Below are 15,499 nucleotides of genomic sequence, written 5' to 3'. Positions count from 1 at the left end.
GGCGCGGGCGCATGGTGCTTTGCGCCAAGCCTGCAAGGAGCCGCCCCGATGTCCCAATACAAAGCCACCGCCACCCCCACCGGACCGATCGTGGCCGACCTACGCTCGGACACGGTCACGCAGCCCTGCGCGGGGATGCGCGCGGCGATGGCGGCGGCAGAGGTGGGCGATGATGTCTACGGCGACGACCCCAGCGTGAACCGGCTGGAGGCATCTTTGGCGGAGCGGTTGGGCAAGGAGGCGGGGCTGTTCGTGCCCTCGGGCACGATGTCCAACCTGCTGGCGATGCTGGCCCATTGCGGGCGCGGGGAAGAGGTGATTTCCGGCGAGGCCTACCACGTGATCCGCTACGAGGCGGCGGGCGCGTCGGTGCTGGGGGGCGTGCCGCTGCACGCGCTGCCGGTGGCCGAGGACGGCGCGTTGGAGGCCGCGGATGTGACGGCGGCGATCAAGGAAGACGACAGCCACCACGCTGTTACGCGTCTGTTATCGTTGGAAAATACCCATTATGGCCGGGTCGTGCCCTTGACCCGGATGCTCGACGCGATTGACGCGGGCCGCGCGGCGAGCCTGGGCCTGCATCTGGACGGCGCGCGGTTTTTCAACGCGATCACCGCGCTGAACTGCGATGAGGCGGCCCTTGCCGGGCCGTTTGATACGGTGTCGGTCTGTTTGTCGAAAGGGTTGGGGGCGCCGATTGGCTCGGCCCTCCTCGGTCCTGCGGACCTCCTCGCAAAGGCGCGGCGGATGCGGAAGATGCTGGGTGGGGGGATGCGGCAGGCGGGTGTCTTGGCGGCGGCGGGGCTTTATGCGTTGGAGCACAACGTGGCGCGCTTGGCCGAGGATCACGTCCGCGCCGAGGCCCTGGCGGCGCATCTGACCCAATTGGGCCTGGGAGAGGTCAGCCAGGCGACCAACATGGTTTTCCTGACGCCAAAATCGGGCGTGGATCTGGCACCGCTCGGGGCCCACGGCATCCGCACGTCAGCCCCGGAGCCCGCCCTGCGGCTGGTCCTGCACCGTGACATCGACGACACGGCGTTTGACGCAATTCTGCGCGGCTTCTCAGCTGTCGCTTAGGGGCGCGGGGCCGCCTGCGTCCAGCATGAGGGCGGCGAGGTAGGGCACCGAGAGGCCCAGCGCCACGATGGCGCCCACGATGATCACCCAGCGCAGGCCCGACATCACCCGGCGCAGGATTTGTTCCACCGCGAACCAGGTGAACAGGCCGAGGCCGAAGGCCACGGTGCCCGGAAGGTCGTTGACGGAGGACCCGATCCGCACGATCCAATCTGTCAGGCTTTGAATGAGTGTCGCGAAATCCATGGGCGCTCCGGCGTTTTGACGCGCTCCTAGTGCCCGATAATTTGGGCAAGCGCCAGCCGTGACAAGCCCGCCGGGTTTCGCCACAAAGGGCGCAGCAAGGAGCCCCGAAGATGACCGACACCCACACCACCCATGACGCGCTGGAGGACCCGCGGAATGCGGATATCCTGATTTATGTGAACGGCGATCTGGTGCACCGGGATGAGGCGAAAGTCTCGGTCTATGACAGCGGGTTTTTGCTGGGGGACGGGATGTGGGAGGGGTTGCGGCTTTACGATGGGGTCTGGAGCTTTTTCGACGACCACATGGATCGGTTTTTTGACAGTTGTAAGGCCGTGTCGCTGGATGTGGGCATGGACCGCGCGGGGATCTTTGCGGCGCTGGAGGCGACGCGGGTGGCCAACGGGATGGAGACGGATGTGCATTGCCGCCTGATGCTGACGCGGGGGGTGAAGGTGAAGCCGTTCCAGCATCCGTCGCTGTCGCGCTCGGGCCCGACGCTGGTGATCATTTGCGAGCACTCGAAGCCGGTGGACCGGTTGCAGGGGGCGGGGATCCGGCTGGCGACGGTGCCCCAGGTGCGGGGCCTGCCGATGAGCCAGGACGCGAAATACAACAGCCATTCCAAGCTGAACTGTGTGATCGCCTGCCTGCAGGCCGAGCAGGCGGGCGCGGATGAGGGGTTGATGCTGGACCCCCATGGGTTTGTGAACACGACCAACGCCTGCAACTTCTTCATTGTGCGAAAGGGGGCGGTTTGGACCTCGACCGGTGATTATTGCATGAACGGGGTCACGCGGCAGAAGGTCATCGATATCTGCCGGGCGGAGGGTATTCCGGTTTTTGAGAAGAACTTCTCGCTCTATGAGGCCGTGTCCGCCGATGAGGCGTTTTTGACCGGCACCTTCGGGGCGCAAACGCCGGTGGCGGAGATTGACGGCAAGACGATTGGCGACGGTGCGCGCCCGGTCACGGCGCGCATCCAGGCGGCCTATAAGGCCCTGATCGCGCGGCATATTGCCGAGCAGAAGGCCTAGGCGACGCGCGCCCCCGCTGACCAGACACTTCGCAGCATTGGCACGTCGTCCAGCACGCGGAAGCGGATGACGTCGGCGCGCTGGCCCACCGCCAGATCGCCCCGGTCCGTCAGCCCCGCCGCGCGGGCGGGCGCGGAGGTGACCATGGCCATGGCGCGGGCCAGATCGCCCGTCTCCGCCCCCAAACGCACGGCGGCATAGAGCAGCGCCGAGGGGACGTAGTCCGACGACAGAATGTCCAAGAGCCCTGCCCGGGCCAGGTCCCCCGCCGCGACATTGCCGGAATGGGAGCCGCCCCGGATCAGGTTGGGCGCGCCCATCATCACCGCGATGCCGGTTGCGTGGCACGCCTCTGCCGCCGCGCGGGTCGTGGGAAACTCGGCCAGCGCGACGCCGTGGGCGGCAGAGCGCGTCACATGATCCACGGTTGTGTCATCATGGCTGGCCAATGCGGCGCCAAAACGGCCGGCCGCTGCCACCGCAGCCGCCTCATGCGGCGCGCGCACCCGCGCCCCCAGCGCGGTCCGGGTGCGCACATGTTCGTCGAAGGTTTCCTGCGACAGCCCGTGTTTGCCGCGCATATAGGTCTCGTACTGCTTGAGGTCGGCAAACTGGCGCTGGCCCGGCGTGTGATCCATCAGCGAGACGATGCCGACCCGGTCTTCGGGACCGAACTCTGCCAGTTCCTCGATCAGCGAATGGGAACAGATCTCGGCGCGCAGGTGCAGATGATGGCTGATCCGGAACGCGCCCGCCGCGCGCACGGCGTGCATTTCGTCGGCCAACTCGCGGGCATAACGCGGCCAGCTGGCGTCGCCATGGGCCTTCAGGGAGCCTACGCGGATGGCATCGAACACCGTGGTGATGCCGCAAGAGGCGAGCTCGGCGTCATGGGCGATCAGCGCCGGGCGATGGGGCCAGTGGACGGCGGGGCGCGGGCGGATGTGACGCTCCAGATTATCGGTGTGCAATTCCACCAGACCCGGCGCCACGATGTCGCCCGTGCAATCCTCGGCACCGGGCGGCACCGCGCTGCCTTCGGTCACGTCCACAATCCGGTCACCATGCAGGGTGATCCGGCCCCGGACCTCGCCGCCCGGAAGGATCAGCCGGGCATTGGCAAGGGTCACGGGCTGGGGCATCACGGGGGGGACGTCAGACATGGCAACCTCGGAGGGGACTGTGGGGGAATTCAAGCGATACGGGGTCTATGTGGTGCCAGAGGGCGCGCTTTTTGCGGCAGGCTCTGCCTGGCTGGGGTGGGACAGCGCGGCGGGGGGTGCCGTCGCGCAGCCCTTGGTCGCGGACCTGCCAGAGGACGCAGAGGCCCTGACCGCCACGCCCCGCAAATACGGGCTTCACGGCACCATCAAGCCGCCGTTTTTCTTGGCGGATGGCACGGAGGCTGCCGAGTTGGACGCGGCGGTACGCGCCTTCTGCGCCCCCCGCGCGCCTGTCGTTATCCCGGCCCTGCAGGTCACACCGATGAGCGGCTTTGTGGCGCTGGCCCCATCCGAGCCCAGCGACGCCCTGGCCGAGCTCGCCGGATCCGCCGTCGCGGCGCTGGACGGGTTCCGCGCGCCCCCGTCGGCGGCAGAATTGGCGCGTCGCCGCAAGGCGGGCCTTACCGATGTGCAAGAGGCGTTGTTGCAGCGCTGGGGCTACCCCTATGTGATGCAGGCGTTCCGCTTCCACATGACTTTGACCGGGCGCACGCCCCATGTGGACGCCGTCTGTGCGGCCCTGTCCCGGCACTTCGCGCCGGTCCTGCCGCGTCCCTTCGTGATTGATACGCTCGCCCTGATGGGAGAGGACGCGGGGGGCAAATTCCACCTGGTGCATCGCTATCCCCTGTCCGGATAAAGGGCGGCGACAGCGGCTGAGATGCTGTCTTCCAGCGCGTGCGAATTGTCTATTTCGATGACGGGCAGGCCTTCCGGGATCTTCGGCGCCTGGCGCGAAAGACGCTGTTGCACGGCGTCTTCGGCCTCGCGCCCCCGCTGTAACACGCGGTGCAGCAAGACCTTTGTCGGGGCTGTGATGTGGAGGACGACCACATTACCGAACACCTGCGCCGCCTCCGCAAGGGTGCTGCGTGACAGATTTGCCAACACGTCGTGGCCGCGTTCCAGCGCATCGTGGACGCTGTTGGGGATGCCGTACGACAAGCCATGGGCCGTCCAATGCAGAGCGAAGGCACCGCGTGCCGCGCGCTCTGCGAACTCCGCCTCTGAGACCGAGTCGAAATCCTCGCTTTCCGGATCAGGCGGCCGGGTGATCACCCGCCGTGCCAGGACCGCCTCGGCGCGCAGGGCACAAAGCCCCCGCATCACACTGTCCTTACCCGCGCCCGAGGGGCCGACAACGGCGATGAAGCGGGCCTTGTGGCGGGAGGCGGGTGATTTCGACATCTTGCAGAGTTGTCCATTTTTATATACAACTAGACAAATTCTTACCGTCACCCCGCTTGGGCATGCAACCCCTTTTCACTCAGGATCCTGGACCCCATGGGACGCAGCGCGCTTTGGACAGCCATCCACGACACCCTGGCCGAGGAGGTTGCGCAGGGCCACTACGCCCCCGGTGACCGCCTTCCGACCGAGGCGCAATTGGCCGAGCGTTTCGGCGTGAACCGCCACACGGTACGGCGGGCCCTGGGGCATCTGGCCGAACGCGACATCGTCTTTGCACGGCGCGGCGCAGGCGTCTTCGTGCGCCATGTGCCCACCCCCTACCCAATCGGCCGCCGCGTGCGGTTCCACCAGAACCTGCTGGCCACCAACCGCGTGCCCGAGAGGCGGATCCTGCACATGGAAACCCGCGCCGCGAGCTCGGACGAGGCCCGCGCGCTGGCGCTGGACATGCCCGCGCAGGTCCATGTCTATGAGGGGTTGAGCCTGTCAGACAGCGTGCCGCTGGCCTCATTCCGGTCCGTCTTTCCCGCAGCCCGCTTCCCGGGCCTGCTTGAGGTCCTGCGCAGGACCAAGTCCGTGACCGAAACCTTCGCCGCGCAGGGCGTGACCGACTACACCCGGTCAAGGACCGAGGTCACGGCGCGCCTGGCGACAAAACCCGAGGCCGCTTTGCTAGAGCTCGCCCCCGGAGAGCCTGTCCTGGGCACGATCAGTGTGAACGTGGACCAAGACGGCGCGCCGATAGAATACGGCCGCACCTGGTTCGCCGCAGACCGCGTGACGCTGACGCTGTCTGCGTTGGATGGTGAATGGTGAGCGTGGGGGAGTTGTGGAGCATTGGTTTTCTTGGGGCGTGTGGCGTTGCGCGGTTGTGGAGAGGGGCGTCGCTTAGCACGGGTTTTAGCTGCGCTGAGAAACGATCTAACTAGCTGTATTTGAATGGTGCCCGGGGGCGGCACAGTGAAATCACGCAAGCAGTTGTATTGGTAGAATTTATCTTCCAATCACGAAACTTAGACCACCTTTTGGACCACCGTTATCGACGCGCTTGAATGGTGGGCTATGTTCAACCTTGGCACATTCATCCCGTCTCGCTACCATCAATGCGCCTAGGTTTTTGTCAACCTTAGGGCATCGCGATGCTCTTCAATCGAGGAGATATCGTGATGCGGATGCTTTCAAAACGCCAGCTGAAGGAGTTGGTTCTGTACTCACCACAACACATCGCACGCTTGGAGAAGGCAGGCCTATTCCCTTTACGGGTGCAGCTAGGCCCGAACCGAGTGGGTTGGGTTGAGGAGGAAGTGCACAACTGGCTGCAGAAGCGTCTGGACTGTCGAGAAGTTCCCAACCGACACTCCTGATCTCAGGAGCGGGGTGGTCGGGCGTGCACAGTTCGGCCACCCATCCAAGTGCAATCGGCCCAGAGCTGACCTTGACTGAGACCGGCCACGCCCCAGCGCGGCTTCACCGAACCGGCCATTCGTGCATCATGCAGCATTTTCAGGTGGCGAGTGACCGACATGCGGACAAAGGACATATTCCATCGGGTTAGGGTGCCGATGCATACGAAAGAGGTTTTCCCAAGACTACCGGGGAAGCCGCCCCGGCGCATCCCCTTCACGCCTTCAACGGATCCAACAGCGCCCGGCGCATCTTCTTGGCCGGATCACCTTGCAACGGAACAACATGAACATCCAGCAAATGCCCCAAGCCCTGAACAACAAGGCTCACGCCCGGGTCGCCTTGGGGGCGCATGAAAAGGCCCTTGGTCGACCCATCGGGAAGACCCAAATAAATCACATCATACATGACCGTGCCCGCACGGCTGCCCGCGGCACTGGCCGCGCCGCCCGAGATCCCTGGCTCTGTATAGATCCCTGCCTTCAGCCCTCCTGCCGGGATGAAGTGAGGCGGCGCGAACGGGCGATGCACCTTGATCCCTTCGGGCGAGATTGTCAGGGCGCGCATCGTCACGCGGCGGATCAGCAACACGATCACAAACACGCTTATCGCTGCGATGCCAATGGGCACCCACAAAAGCGGCTGCCACTGGCCCCCCTGAATCAGCGTCACAACCGCCCAAATACACGTCGTTCCGATTACCCCCAGGATGATCGAAGCAATCAGCGTCACGCTAGGGGAATGATCAGCTTTTACAAAGACGTTTTCGGCCACGGCGCAATTCCTTTAGGGTGTTAATTTCCACCAAAGACAGATCGAAGTTGCATGGCAAGCGTTTCGACCTCCAACGCTAGATGCTGCCATGCTCCATATGTCTTCTGTGCAAGCCCTGATTCGCGATTCGCGGACGCGCTGCCGGGGGCGCACTAAGGGCCGCTGTGCGGACGAAGCTGCCGTTCGAGTCCGTCGACCTGAGCTGCTCCCCAATAGTTGGACAGTATCTGGCGTGGTTTAAGCTACTCGTTGCACCTGCTGATCGGGTTGGTTGATATCATTTCTCTGCCAATAGACCAGCGCCGGAGGCTGGCCGCCCAAGGCAGAATGCGGGTGCTGGTGGTTGTAGAAGGTCATCCATTTCCGCATGGCCGCCTTTGTCTCCGAACCGGTCTCCTAGGCATGCAGGTAGACACACTCGTATTTCAGGGTGCGCCACAGCCTCTCGATGAAGATGTTGTCGAGGAACCGACCTTTCCCATCCATCGAGATCCGCACGCCTGATCGCCGTAGCCGATCCGTCCAGGCGAAGGACGTGAACTGGCTTCCCTGATCCGTGTTCATGATCTCGGGCGGCCCGAACTTGTGGATGGCTTCGGTCAGCGCCTCGACACAGAAGTTAGCCTCCAGCGTGTTCGAGATCCGCCAGGACAGAACCTTGCGGGTATGCTAGTCCATGATCGCCACGAGGTAGAGGAACCCGCGGCGCATCGGCAGATAGGTGATGTCCGAACACCAGACTTGGTTCGGGCGATCCACGCGCAGGCCTCTCAGCAGATAGGGATAGGTCTTGTGCCCCTTCGCTGGCCTGTTGGTATTGGGCTTCTGATAAATCGGCATGAGCCCCATCAGGCGCATCAGCCGCCGTATCCGCTTCTCGTTCACCAGGTGTCCGTCGTTACGCAGATGCCAGGTCATTTGACGGACGCCGAAGAACGGGGTTTCCAGAAACTGCTCGTCGATCCGCCGCATCAGGCCGAGGTTCTGCTCAGACTCGCCCTTCGGCTCGTAGTAATAGGACGAGCGCGCGATCGACAGCAGCTTGCACTGCTGCCCAATCGACAGATCCGGGTGGTCACGCTCAACCATGCCGCGCCTCACTTCCCGCCCCGGGGCTTCAGCTTTCGTTCCCAAAAAGAGTTAGCCACTGCCAGCTCCCCGATCTTGGCATGGAGTTCCTTCACCTGTTCCTCGTCAATCGCCGGCTTCTTGCGGCTCCCGCGCTCGAACACGCCAGACGCGCCATCCAGCAGGGCTCGCTTCCATTGGTGGATCATCGTCGGATGAACCCCGAACCGGCTTGCCAGCTCGGCGGCAGTCTCCTCGCCCTTCAGGGCTTCCAGCGCGACTTTGGCCTTGAATTCAGGCGCGTGCTGCTTGCGTTTCGACATCTCTGATCTCCTTCTCCTCGAAGATCAGCACACTGCAAATCGTAGCTTATGTCAGTGTCCGAATTTCGGGGGGTAGCTCACATGTGTCTTTCCCGGCAAGCGAATGACCTGGTCGCGCATATGTAGAAGATTAGAGTCCACACCTGGCCAAACGGGTTGCTAGAACCATCGAGCGTGCTAACCTGCCTTATCGAGTAGTATAACGTTCTACACTTGAGGACCTAAAATGATACTAAGATTTGTTCATTTTGTGGCAATTTTGATGATGCTAGCCGCGAGCGTCACGTCCGCCTACGCCAATCAAATCAACCTGACTGCCGATGAGGTGCTTTGTTTAATAGAACATTCCGACGTGTATCTGATAGGTGATTCGGATCCGATAGTTTTTCTCCCAGCTGCATGTCCGGAAGTGGATTTAGAGATTGCTATTTCGTCATTTACTGAGGCGACCGGGATTTTCCCTGCTGCAGATCAGGGCAACCAAGCGGTCATCATGGCGCTGACACGAGAGGAGTTTAATTGCTTACTTGAGCGGCTGCAAACCCTAACCGAACTGCCTTATTCTGTGTTGATATCGGACGTTTGTTAGATGTCTATCCTAGACAGAGGAGCAAAGCTTGCGGAAATCGTCGCTGCAACATTCATTGTAATCGGTGGTGCTCTTGCTTTTGTAACTTTCCTAAACGCTGAAGCCCAGGCAAAAAAGCGCTATACCTTTGAACTGGCCCTTTCCCTCTTGGACGATGAATTGAGAGAAGCACGCTTCTTACTTCTTCGTGAAGTAGCTAATGTGATTGATGATTTACCAGAAGGAAGTGCTGGCTATTCAAACGTTGCCAGTATACTTCGTGCACAATACGCATCTAATAGGATGCTGAGTTCAAGAGAAAATTTTGAAATATCTGCATTATCGATCCTGGATCACTATGGCGTCGCGCGTGGCTGTGTCGAAGCTGAGCTATGCAATGAGGCCATTTTCCTTGATCTGACCCAAGCTGAAGCCTTTCAACTGACTTGCTTCTTTTCAAGCACTTTTGACTCCATAAGTGATCGCTTGAACAATCCCAGTGCGTCAGAAGGACTGGAGTACTTTGCGGGAGATGAAGCGTGTTGAAAGCAATAGCCTGCGCAGTAATCGCTTCCACACCGGCGTTATCAGCCGAAATTGTGTTGGTTTCAGATCAGACTGTCACCTTACAGCAAGCACTATTTTCTCCTCATTGTAATATTGAACTACGTGGGGAGATCGTTCCCGGTGACTTATCAGTCCTTGTCCCCACAATTGAAGACAATTTCCCTTGGATCGCCACACAGGATGATCAAACAGTGCTCTGCCTCTCAAGCAATGGCGGAAACTGGGATGAAGCACTAAATATCGGGCAGTTCCTATTGGAACGGTCAATCACTACGCGCGTTCGATCCAACGACACGTGCGTATCTGCATGCGCAGTACTTTTCCTTTTTGGGTCGGCAAAATCTGTTAACGAGAGTTTTAATGGTCGAATTTTGGACATTGGAGCTCGAGTGGGATTTCATGCTCCTTCTCCTAACCTGGCGGCTATAGGTCAATCCGAGGCACTATTTTCTATCGCTTACAGTAGCGCCTTAGGAGATCTTGCACGGTTGATGTCTGTCGCTGGAGATACTCGGCACCGTTTCGAGCCAGTGCTCGACAACGCCCTCTTCGTATCGATGCTTAACTTCACAGGTCCCGGAAATTATTACGAAATCAGAACCCTAGAACAAATTTTTAGATACGACTTCCAACCTTCTCACGTCGGCTTGCCAAACGTCTTTTGGCAAGTTTCGCAAGAAGATGCAGTATTGAACGCGTGTGAGAACGCTTGGACAAACTCTTCTATTCCCGTCCTTGGCTTCTATAGAGACAGCTATGACGTTCAATTCAATAGAGGTGGCTATCATCAAAGTGGATTTCCCTCCGGTGAACCGGGGTGGGAGACTGTGTTCTCACGTGGCATGTACGAGAACGGCTGTCATATGAGAATGCGGGAATTCATCGTGGAAGAGCAAAGATACGCTGGTGGGCCCTATTTAGATGTTGTGCTGTATAGTGATAGTAATCGCCTCCAAGCGTCGATTATGCCACTTCATTCATTCATATCGCCACATTACGACTTTTCTGGTTGGTCTCAGACAATAGAATAGTAGTAGTTGCCAAATGGACTTTTCTGAGCAGCTTAGTACCTTGGTCTTACTCACCTTTCGGTTGAAAGCTGACCTCTGACCTGGATAACTTGGCGCCATACCAAAATACCGAATTTTGGCTATCGATTGGCCGCTGAGAACAAAGACAACACTTCAAAGTAGTGACTACATCCACACTGCTTTTGAAGAACAAATTTCTCATTTTCTACTCAACGAGTAGTTTATTTTGTTAGCATGCATGGAGAACCCCAGCCAAAGCAAACAGTTACATTAAGCTCTTTTTAGCGGCAACCATAATCATAGCGGCGTATAGTATCCACTAATGTGGAGGATCTCGGATCCAGGTGGTAATTCAAATTGAACACCGTCTCGCGGCATTAAAACAAGCTCCTGGCCTAACATTTCAGATATGTTTCCGTTTTGACCCTCGATTCCGATTCGAGAAATATATGAAATTTCTGGCTCGATCTCCCTTATTGAATAGCCAACCGCCCAGCCTGGAATTTCGACACTCTCTGTCATTGTTTGTTCTGCGCTTGAAGCACCCACAAGCACACGTCCATAAAGCGTCATGTTCCCTTGAGCGTCAATAAAATACAGGTACGGGCAAGAGCCATATCCGTAGTTGTAGCTTGTGTAGGTCGCAATCTCGGGAACCTGTCTGATTTCAAAAGCCCCGATCCCATCAATATAATAGTTTGATAATCGCAGCGCAGGACCAAAGACATAGGAAGTGTCGGCTACTGGTGAGGTATTTGTACTTATCAATCCTGCATCCATGCTCGCAAATACTTCGCAACTCCACTGATCATCACAATGCCGCAGATCGATGGATCGCTGTTCGGCTGTGAACTCAGAAAAATCGATTTGCTCTGCAATATTTTCACCCAAGACAAAAGCGTTTTCATGATCGTACAGGAATTCGACCTGCAACGGCACCACAATTCTCTCGCCCCCACTACGAGTGAGAATCTCCTCGCCAATTTCGACTTGCAACTCATTGGTTGGGACAACTTCCGGCCTCAAGTGTAATAGTTCATCCGACAATGCCGTTAGTCTTGATATTGTTACCGGTTCGTCAGTAGCAGCTTCCAATACCGCTACTAGTACTGATACATCTCTCGGAATAGCGTGAAGGTTGGCACGCCCACTGTATCTTTCCGAACACTCTGTTATTGAGTTTGCGTCGCGAAAGGCGGCCTCCACCACAAGAAAGTCGTCTGGCCAGCCCCTTTGCGTCGCGTGTAACAAAAGATCATAGGAGGGGTTAGAATACACATTGCCTTCGAAATCTCTGAATCCAGAATAACTGAAATTGTTTCGATGGTACCGTCCTTGGATTATAGCCAGCTCATTGAACACCTGCGCATTATTGGGATCAAAGAGGCTTTGGTCCAACGGTGTAGGTAGTCGATTGAAAGGATAGACGTAACTGTCAACCAAATCATCAATAACATTCCAGTAGTCCAAGAACTCTTGCTGCGACGCAAGCCTTGTTGCAAGCAAGCAGTAGGCAACGACGGGATCTGCCCCTTCATCTTCGAAGTCTCTTATGAGGCTCTGCACAAACTGGCGACGCGTCCCCAAAAAGTGTAGGGATTCTTCGTATAGTATATTCCGAAAATGCTCCCGATAATAATTTAGTCGGTATTCGTACTCACTTGAAAACAAGTGCCCATTATTCAGCGCTTCCTGAAAATCTCTATCTGGCCAAATTATTGGTCCATGCGCATTGATCACCCGAAGTCGCCGAAGTTGATCCGTGCTGAGCGACGGTACTTCTTGATCCCAGTCGCCATTTGTAAACGTTGGAAGCTGTCCTCTGGCCACTAACTCGACCGCATCGGGATTTCTAAAGTGTTGTACAAAGTCTGGCAGGTGAATACCGACTCCATAGTCCTCATAGATTTCCTCAGCAGTGTTGTACGCAGCTGTTTCAACTATGCGAGGCGTTTGACCGAAAAGAAACTCAGCAGTTGGTTGAACATAACCCACCCGCAAGAAAGCGTACTGTAATTGATCAAGCCAAACATAGCGAACGTTTACTCGTCTATAATCGCTTGATGCACAGACATTACCTACTTCAACTCCGTCAGAATCTTGAATTAGAACAATACATGTACTGTCATCGATGTTTCCACGGTTAAGTGTCTGCCCGAGCGAAAGCGTTGGCGCGCTAAGTAACAAGAGGAAACATATTATAACACTTCGCATGCTTATCTTCCCTCAGCTAATTCGCGCCTTGAATAATAGTTGATTCGTCGGAATTAGATATTTCAGCCTGGTTAATTCTTAAATTTCCCGTAGCGAAAAAGGCCGCGAAAACTACAAGAAAAACTAATAAAACAACGAGCCTTAGAAGGCGAAAAGCCTGATCTTTAGATATCTGCGGAAAGATCCCCAAGCCTAATAGTTGCCTATAAAGTAGAAAGAGGACACCCACACTTAGAGCCGAGATGCCTCCGACGTTAAGCAGATCCATCAACAAAGCCATCTGAAAACCTCTGAGTGTGAATCAAGCGCGGGCAGCGTCTGTACTTCCCCTTGAAGGTAGTTTCAAATTTGACAATAGTAAAGAAAATAACCCATAGGAAGGTGTCTCCGAACGGTGCGTCACCGCGGTCGATAGGTTTTTTATTCAACAAGCGCTGCGGTATGGGCAAGCTTATAGTTTCGAGAGCGAAGGCAAGTCCATCAAGGTTCAGAACCGCATGGCTTCAATACTTACGAGTGCGTAGGGCTTTTTACCTCCATTGGTCATTGTGCATGCACATTTCGCAATTGCCCCTTACCGCTCTGCGTCGAAGCCATCGTTTTCTGCGCACAATTGATATGAAAAAATTTCACAATGCTCGGCCAGATTGAGGCGATCAACCTGCACTCATTGCATTTTTGGCGTTCCAATCCTGGGTTCTTTCCTCCGTCAGGTTTTTGGGAACTGAACCTGGGTGGGCTCTCGTGACTACAGAAGCCGTTGAAATTTCAGATCATGTGAAGTGGTCCGGCAGGTCGCCCGTGACATCGCCAATACCCGCCAAAATGATATCTCAATGCGGCTCCGTAAGAAGGTAGAGATGCTCTTCGCCCATCTAATACGCATTCTGGGGCTGGGGCGGCTCCGACTACTTGGGCCTTGTGGCGCAAACGACGTATTCTTATTCGTTGCTACCGCCCAAATTCTGAGCAAACTAGCCAAGATCTTTCCTGGATCGCAGCAATCGGGCGAAGCCTGAAGGAAAAGGCGCTCGAGCTTTGAAGCTGACATCGCTTTTTGTGTCTGCAACACGTTGTTTTTCGACAGAAACGGCCCTGAACGGTCGTTGGCAATAGCTCTTGCGTGCTGCAATCGCAGCCCGGTTAGCCGACATTTGCCTGGGTCTCAACTCGCATGCGAGAGTTGACCGACGGACGGGTGTTCTGCTCAAGTCCAACACACTGTTTGTATGCGAGGATTTTTCAATGGGAAACGAACAACTGCCTGTCTACTTGAAGCAAGGTGAGGCAGCACGTCTGTTCCCCGTTCTATCAACAACATCCAAGGAGGGAAGGACCACCTCAATCGTATTGGCTTGTCTGTGCAAAATTGATGAATTTGGTGCTAGTCTTTTATCGTCCGTTGGACAGCGCGTTGGCGCTCGCGCGAGCGTTGAATCCTACACCGAGGTGGTGTTTCACAAACAGAGCACGGGGATCAAAGACCGCCCTGATGGGCTAATTGTCGTACGGATCGGCAGCCGCGAATGGCGGGCGCTTGTTGAGGCCAAAGTTGGAAACAGCGAGTTGGATGCCAACCAAATCGAGCGGTATCGGGTTTTGGCTAAAGAAAACGGCATCGATTGCGTAGTCACTATTTCAAACCAATTTGCGACGTCCCCAGATAGTCATCCGGTTGAGCAGGTTCGCAAGAGCCGTTCGCGAGTGCCGGTTTATCATTGGTCTTGGATGCATGTCCTCACCGCAGCGGATTTGCTTATCTCAGGTGAGCAAGTTGCCGATAGCGACCAACTTCTTTTACTCAATGAATTGCGCCGTTTTCTGACGCACGAGAGTGCTGGCGTGAAGGGCTTTGACCGAATGCCGAAGGAGTGGACAGAGCTTAACAGGCTTGTCTCTTCTGGAGGTGCAATTCCTGCAAAGTCACTGCCTGCCCAGATTGTTCTCGAGGCTTGGCACCAAGAAACCCGCGATCTGTCGATGATCCTTAGTCGCATGACGGGAAATGTCGTGACGGAAAAATTGCCGCGAAAGCATGTCGGCGATCCAGCACAGCGTCAGAGAGATGAACTGGTGCGGCTGAAGGAGGATCAGTGTATATCCTGCACCTTGTCAGTCCCAGACGCCGCCGCGCCTATTCACGTTTCGGCCAACTTGGCTCGACGCTCCCTGGACGTCGGAATGACGCTCAAAGCACCAGAAGACAAAAAGTCGACGAAGGCTCGGGTCAACTGGCTCTTGCGCCAAGTGAAAGCAGAAGACGTTGAGGGATTGTTCATCCGTCTACTCTGGCCAGGGGCGAGCGAACCAACTCAGTATTCAGTCGCAGACCTGAGAGTCGATCCAGATCTAGCAGTAGAAGGCAAAGAGCATCTGTCACCTCACAGTTTTCATATATTCTTGTCTGAGCGGCTTGGGGGAAAGTTTGCCCAGCAGACCAATTTTGTTTCCGAACTCGAGCGGGTCGTTCCAAAGTTCTACGGAGAAATTGGGGCCCAATTAGCTGCATGGGTTAAGAAAGCCCCGCAAATCAAATCTGATCGGGCAAGTGGTCAAGATGTGTCACCGAGCGCACTGTCTGAAGACGCGGAGGAGTTTGGAAGCTAGATTAAGATATCTTGTACCGCGGCATTTTTTGGACTGCCGATGCCGACGTCAGTTGATGGGCATTCTGGCCGCCGCGGAGCGTAAGAGCTGATGTTCGCCGCGAATTACAACCTGAAATGCCCCAGTCGCAGCTATGTGATTTGAACGATTTTCCAATTCGGCTCAA

14 protein-coding genes and 2 pseudogenes are annotated in these 15,499 nt (G+C 56.7%); 10 read left to right on the top strand and 6 right to left on the bottom strand.

Features of this window, described 5'->3' with window-relative positions; genetic code table 11:
* Positions 1–48 precede the first annotated feature (48 nt).
* Positions 49–1,080 carry a low-specificity L-threonine aldolase gene (ltaE, locus tag AC6I9R_RS09205; RefSeq protein ID WP_461425273.1) on the top strand — a complete coding sequence of 344 codons (1,032 nt, stop codon included), beginning with the start codon at positions 49–51 and terminating at the stop codon, positions 1,078–1,080.
* On the opposite strand, the gene AC6I9R_RS09200 is transcribed toward ltaE, so the two are convergent.
* On the bottom strand, positions 1,066–1,326 hold the full coding sequence (locus AC6I9R_RS09200) for a hypothetical protein (protein WP_461425272.1): 261 nt from the start codon (positions 1,324–1,326) through the stop codon (positions 1,066–1,068). The genes ltaE and AC6I9R_RS09200 overlap by 15 nt on opposite strands.
* A 110-nt stretch (positions 1,327–1,436) precedes the next feature.
* Here AC6I9R_RS09200 and AC6I9R_RS09195 point away from each other — a divergent pair, with 110 nt between their 5' ends.
* Positions 1,437–2,363 (top strand): aminotransferase class IV, encoded by a 927-nt coding sequence (locus AC6I9R_RS09195; RefSeq protein ID WP_461425271.1) that lies wholly within the window; start codon positions 1,437–1,439, stop codon positions 2,361–2,363.
* Here AC6I9R_RS09195 and AC6I9R_RS09190 read toward each other — a convergent pair.
* A complete protein-coding gene (locus AC6I9R_RS09190; RefSeq protein WP_461426596.1) occupies positions 2,360–3,505 on the bottom strand; it encodes an alpha-D-ribose 1-methylphosphonate 5-triphosphate diphosphatase in 1,146 nt (381 codons plus the stop codon). The two genes, AC6I9R_RS09195 and AC6I9R_RS09190, sit on opposite strands and share 4 nt — an antisense overlap.
* A gap of 19 nt (positions 3,506–3,524) precedes the next feature.
* On the opposite strand from AC6I9R_RS09190, the gene AC6I9R_RS09185 reads away from it, so the two are divergent.
* Complete coding sequence (locus AC6I9R_RS09185; RefSeq protein WP_461425270.1) at positions 3,525–4,226, top strand: DUF1045 domain-containing protein; 702 nt, start codon at positions 3,525–3,527, stop codon at positions 4,224–4,226.
* Here the strand turns inward: AC6I9R_RS09185 and phnN are convergent.
* Positions 4,208–4,774: a phosphonate metabolism protein/1,5-bisphosphokinase (PRPP-forming) PhnN gene (gene phnN, locus AC6I9R_RS09180; RefSeq protein ID WP_461425269.1), complete on the bottom strand. Its 567-nt coding sequence runs from the start codon at positions 4,772–4,774 to the stop codon at positions 4,208–4,210. The two genes, AC6I9R_RS09185 and phnN, sit on opposite strands and share 19 nt — an antisense overlap.
* A gap of 96 nt (positions 4,775–4,870) precedes the next feature.
* Here phnN and phnF point away from each other — a divergent pair, with 96 nt between their 5' ends.
* Both phnF and AC6I9R_RS09170 read left to right on the top strand, forming a co-directional pair.
* Complete coding sequence (gene phnF / locus AC6I9R_RS09175) at positions 4,871–5,593, top strand: phosphonate metabolism transcriptional regulator PhnF (RefSeq protein WP_461425268.1); 723 nt, start codon at positions 4,871–4,873, stop codon at positions 5,591–5,593.
* 323 nt (positions 5,594–5,916) lie between these two features.
* On the top strand, positions 5,917–6,141 hold the full coding sequence (locus AC6I9R_RS09170; protein ID WP_461425267.1) for a helix-turn-helix transcriptional regulator: 225 nt from the start codon (positions 5,917–5,919) through the stop codon (positions 6,139–6,141).
* Between the two features lie 256 nt (positions 6,142–6,397).
* Here the strand turns inward: AC6I9R_RS09170 and AC6I9R_RS09165 are convergent, their stop codons facing one another.
* Together AC6I9R_RS09165 and AC6I9R_RS09160 are read right to left on the bottom strand one after the other, a co-directional pair.
* Positions 6,398–6,913 carry a hypothetical protein gene (locus tag AC6I9R_RS09165; RefSeq protein ID WP_461425266.1) on the bottom strand — a complete coding sequence of 172 codons (516 nt, stop codon included), beginning with the start codon at positions 6,911–6,913 and terminating at the stop codon, positions 6,398–6,400.
* Between the two features lie 279 nt (positions 6,914–7,192).
* Positions 7,193–8,346: pseudogene (locus AC6I9R_RS09160) on the bottom strand (IS3 family transposase).
* 226 nt (positions 8,347–8,572) lie between these two features.
* Here AC6I9R_RS09160 and AC6I9R_RS09155 point away from each other — a divergent pair.
* Genes AC6I9R_RS09155 through AC6I9R_RS09145 form a run of 3 tightly spaced genes read left to right on the top strand, consistent with a single transcriptional unit; the run spans position 8,573 to position 10,512 of the window.
* Positions 8,573–8,935 (top strand): hypothetical protein, encoded by a 363-nt coding sequence (locus AC6I9R_RS09155; protein WP_461425265.1) that lies wholly within the window; start codon positions 8,573–8,575, stop codon positions 8,933–8,935.
* Positions 8,936–9,460, top strand: coding sequence for a hypothetical protein (locus tag AC6I9R_RS09150; RefSeq protein ID WP_461425264.1), 525 nt, complete (start codon positions 8,936–8,938; stop codon positions 9,458–9,460).
* The gene (locus AC6I9R_RS09145; protein WP_461425263.1) at positions 9,454–10,512 is read left to right on the top strand and encodes a hypothetical protein; all 1,059 of its coding nucleotides are present in this window, start codon (positions 9,454–9,456) and stop codon (positions 10,510–10,512) included. The genes AC6I9R_RS09150 and AC6I9R_RS09145 overlap by 7 nt, the downstream gene beginning before the upstream one ends.
* Before the next feature lie 297 nt (positions 10,513–10,809).
* Here the strand turns inward: AC6I9R_RS09145 and AC6I9R_RS09140 are convergent, their stop codons facing one another.
* A complete protein-coding gene (locus AC6I9R_RS09140; protein WP_461425262.1) occupies positions 10,810–12,726 on the bottom strand; it encodes a hypothetical protein in 1,917 nt (638 codons plus the stop codon).
* 779 nt (positions 12,727–13,505) lie between these two features.
* Between AC6I9R_RS09140 and AC6I9R_RS09135 the strand changes: the two are divergent.
* Positions 13,506–13,745: pseudogene (locus AC6I9R_RS09135) on the top strand (IS5/IS1182 family transposase); the annotation flags it as partial.
* A gap of 226 nt (positions 13,746–13,971) precedes the next feature.
* On the top strand, positions 13,972–15,333 hold the full coding sequence (locus tag AC6I9R_RS09130; RefSeq protein WP_461425261.1) for a hypothetical protein: 1,362 nt from the start codon (positions 13,972–13,974) through the stop codon (positions 15,331–15,333).
* Positions 15,334–15,499 lie beyond the last annotated feature (166 nt).

It is taken from the genome of Gymnodinialimonas sp. (genome assembly GCF_059726805.1).
The sequence above is the reverse complement of the archived record's forward strand: the minus strand, read 5'-3'. Positions and strand labels throughout refer to the sequence as shown.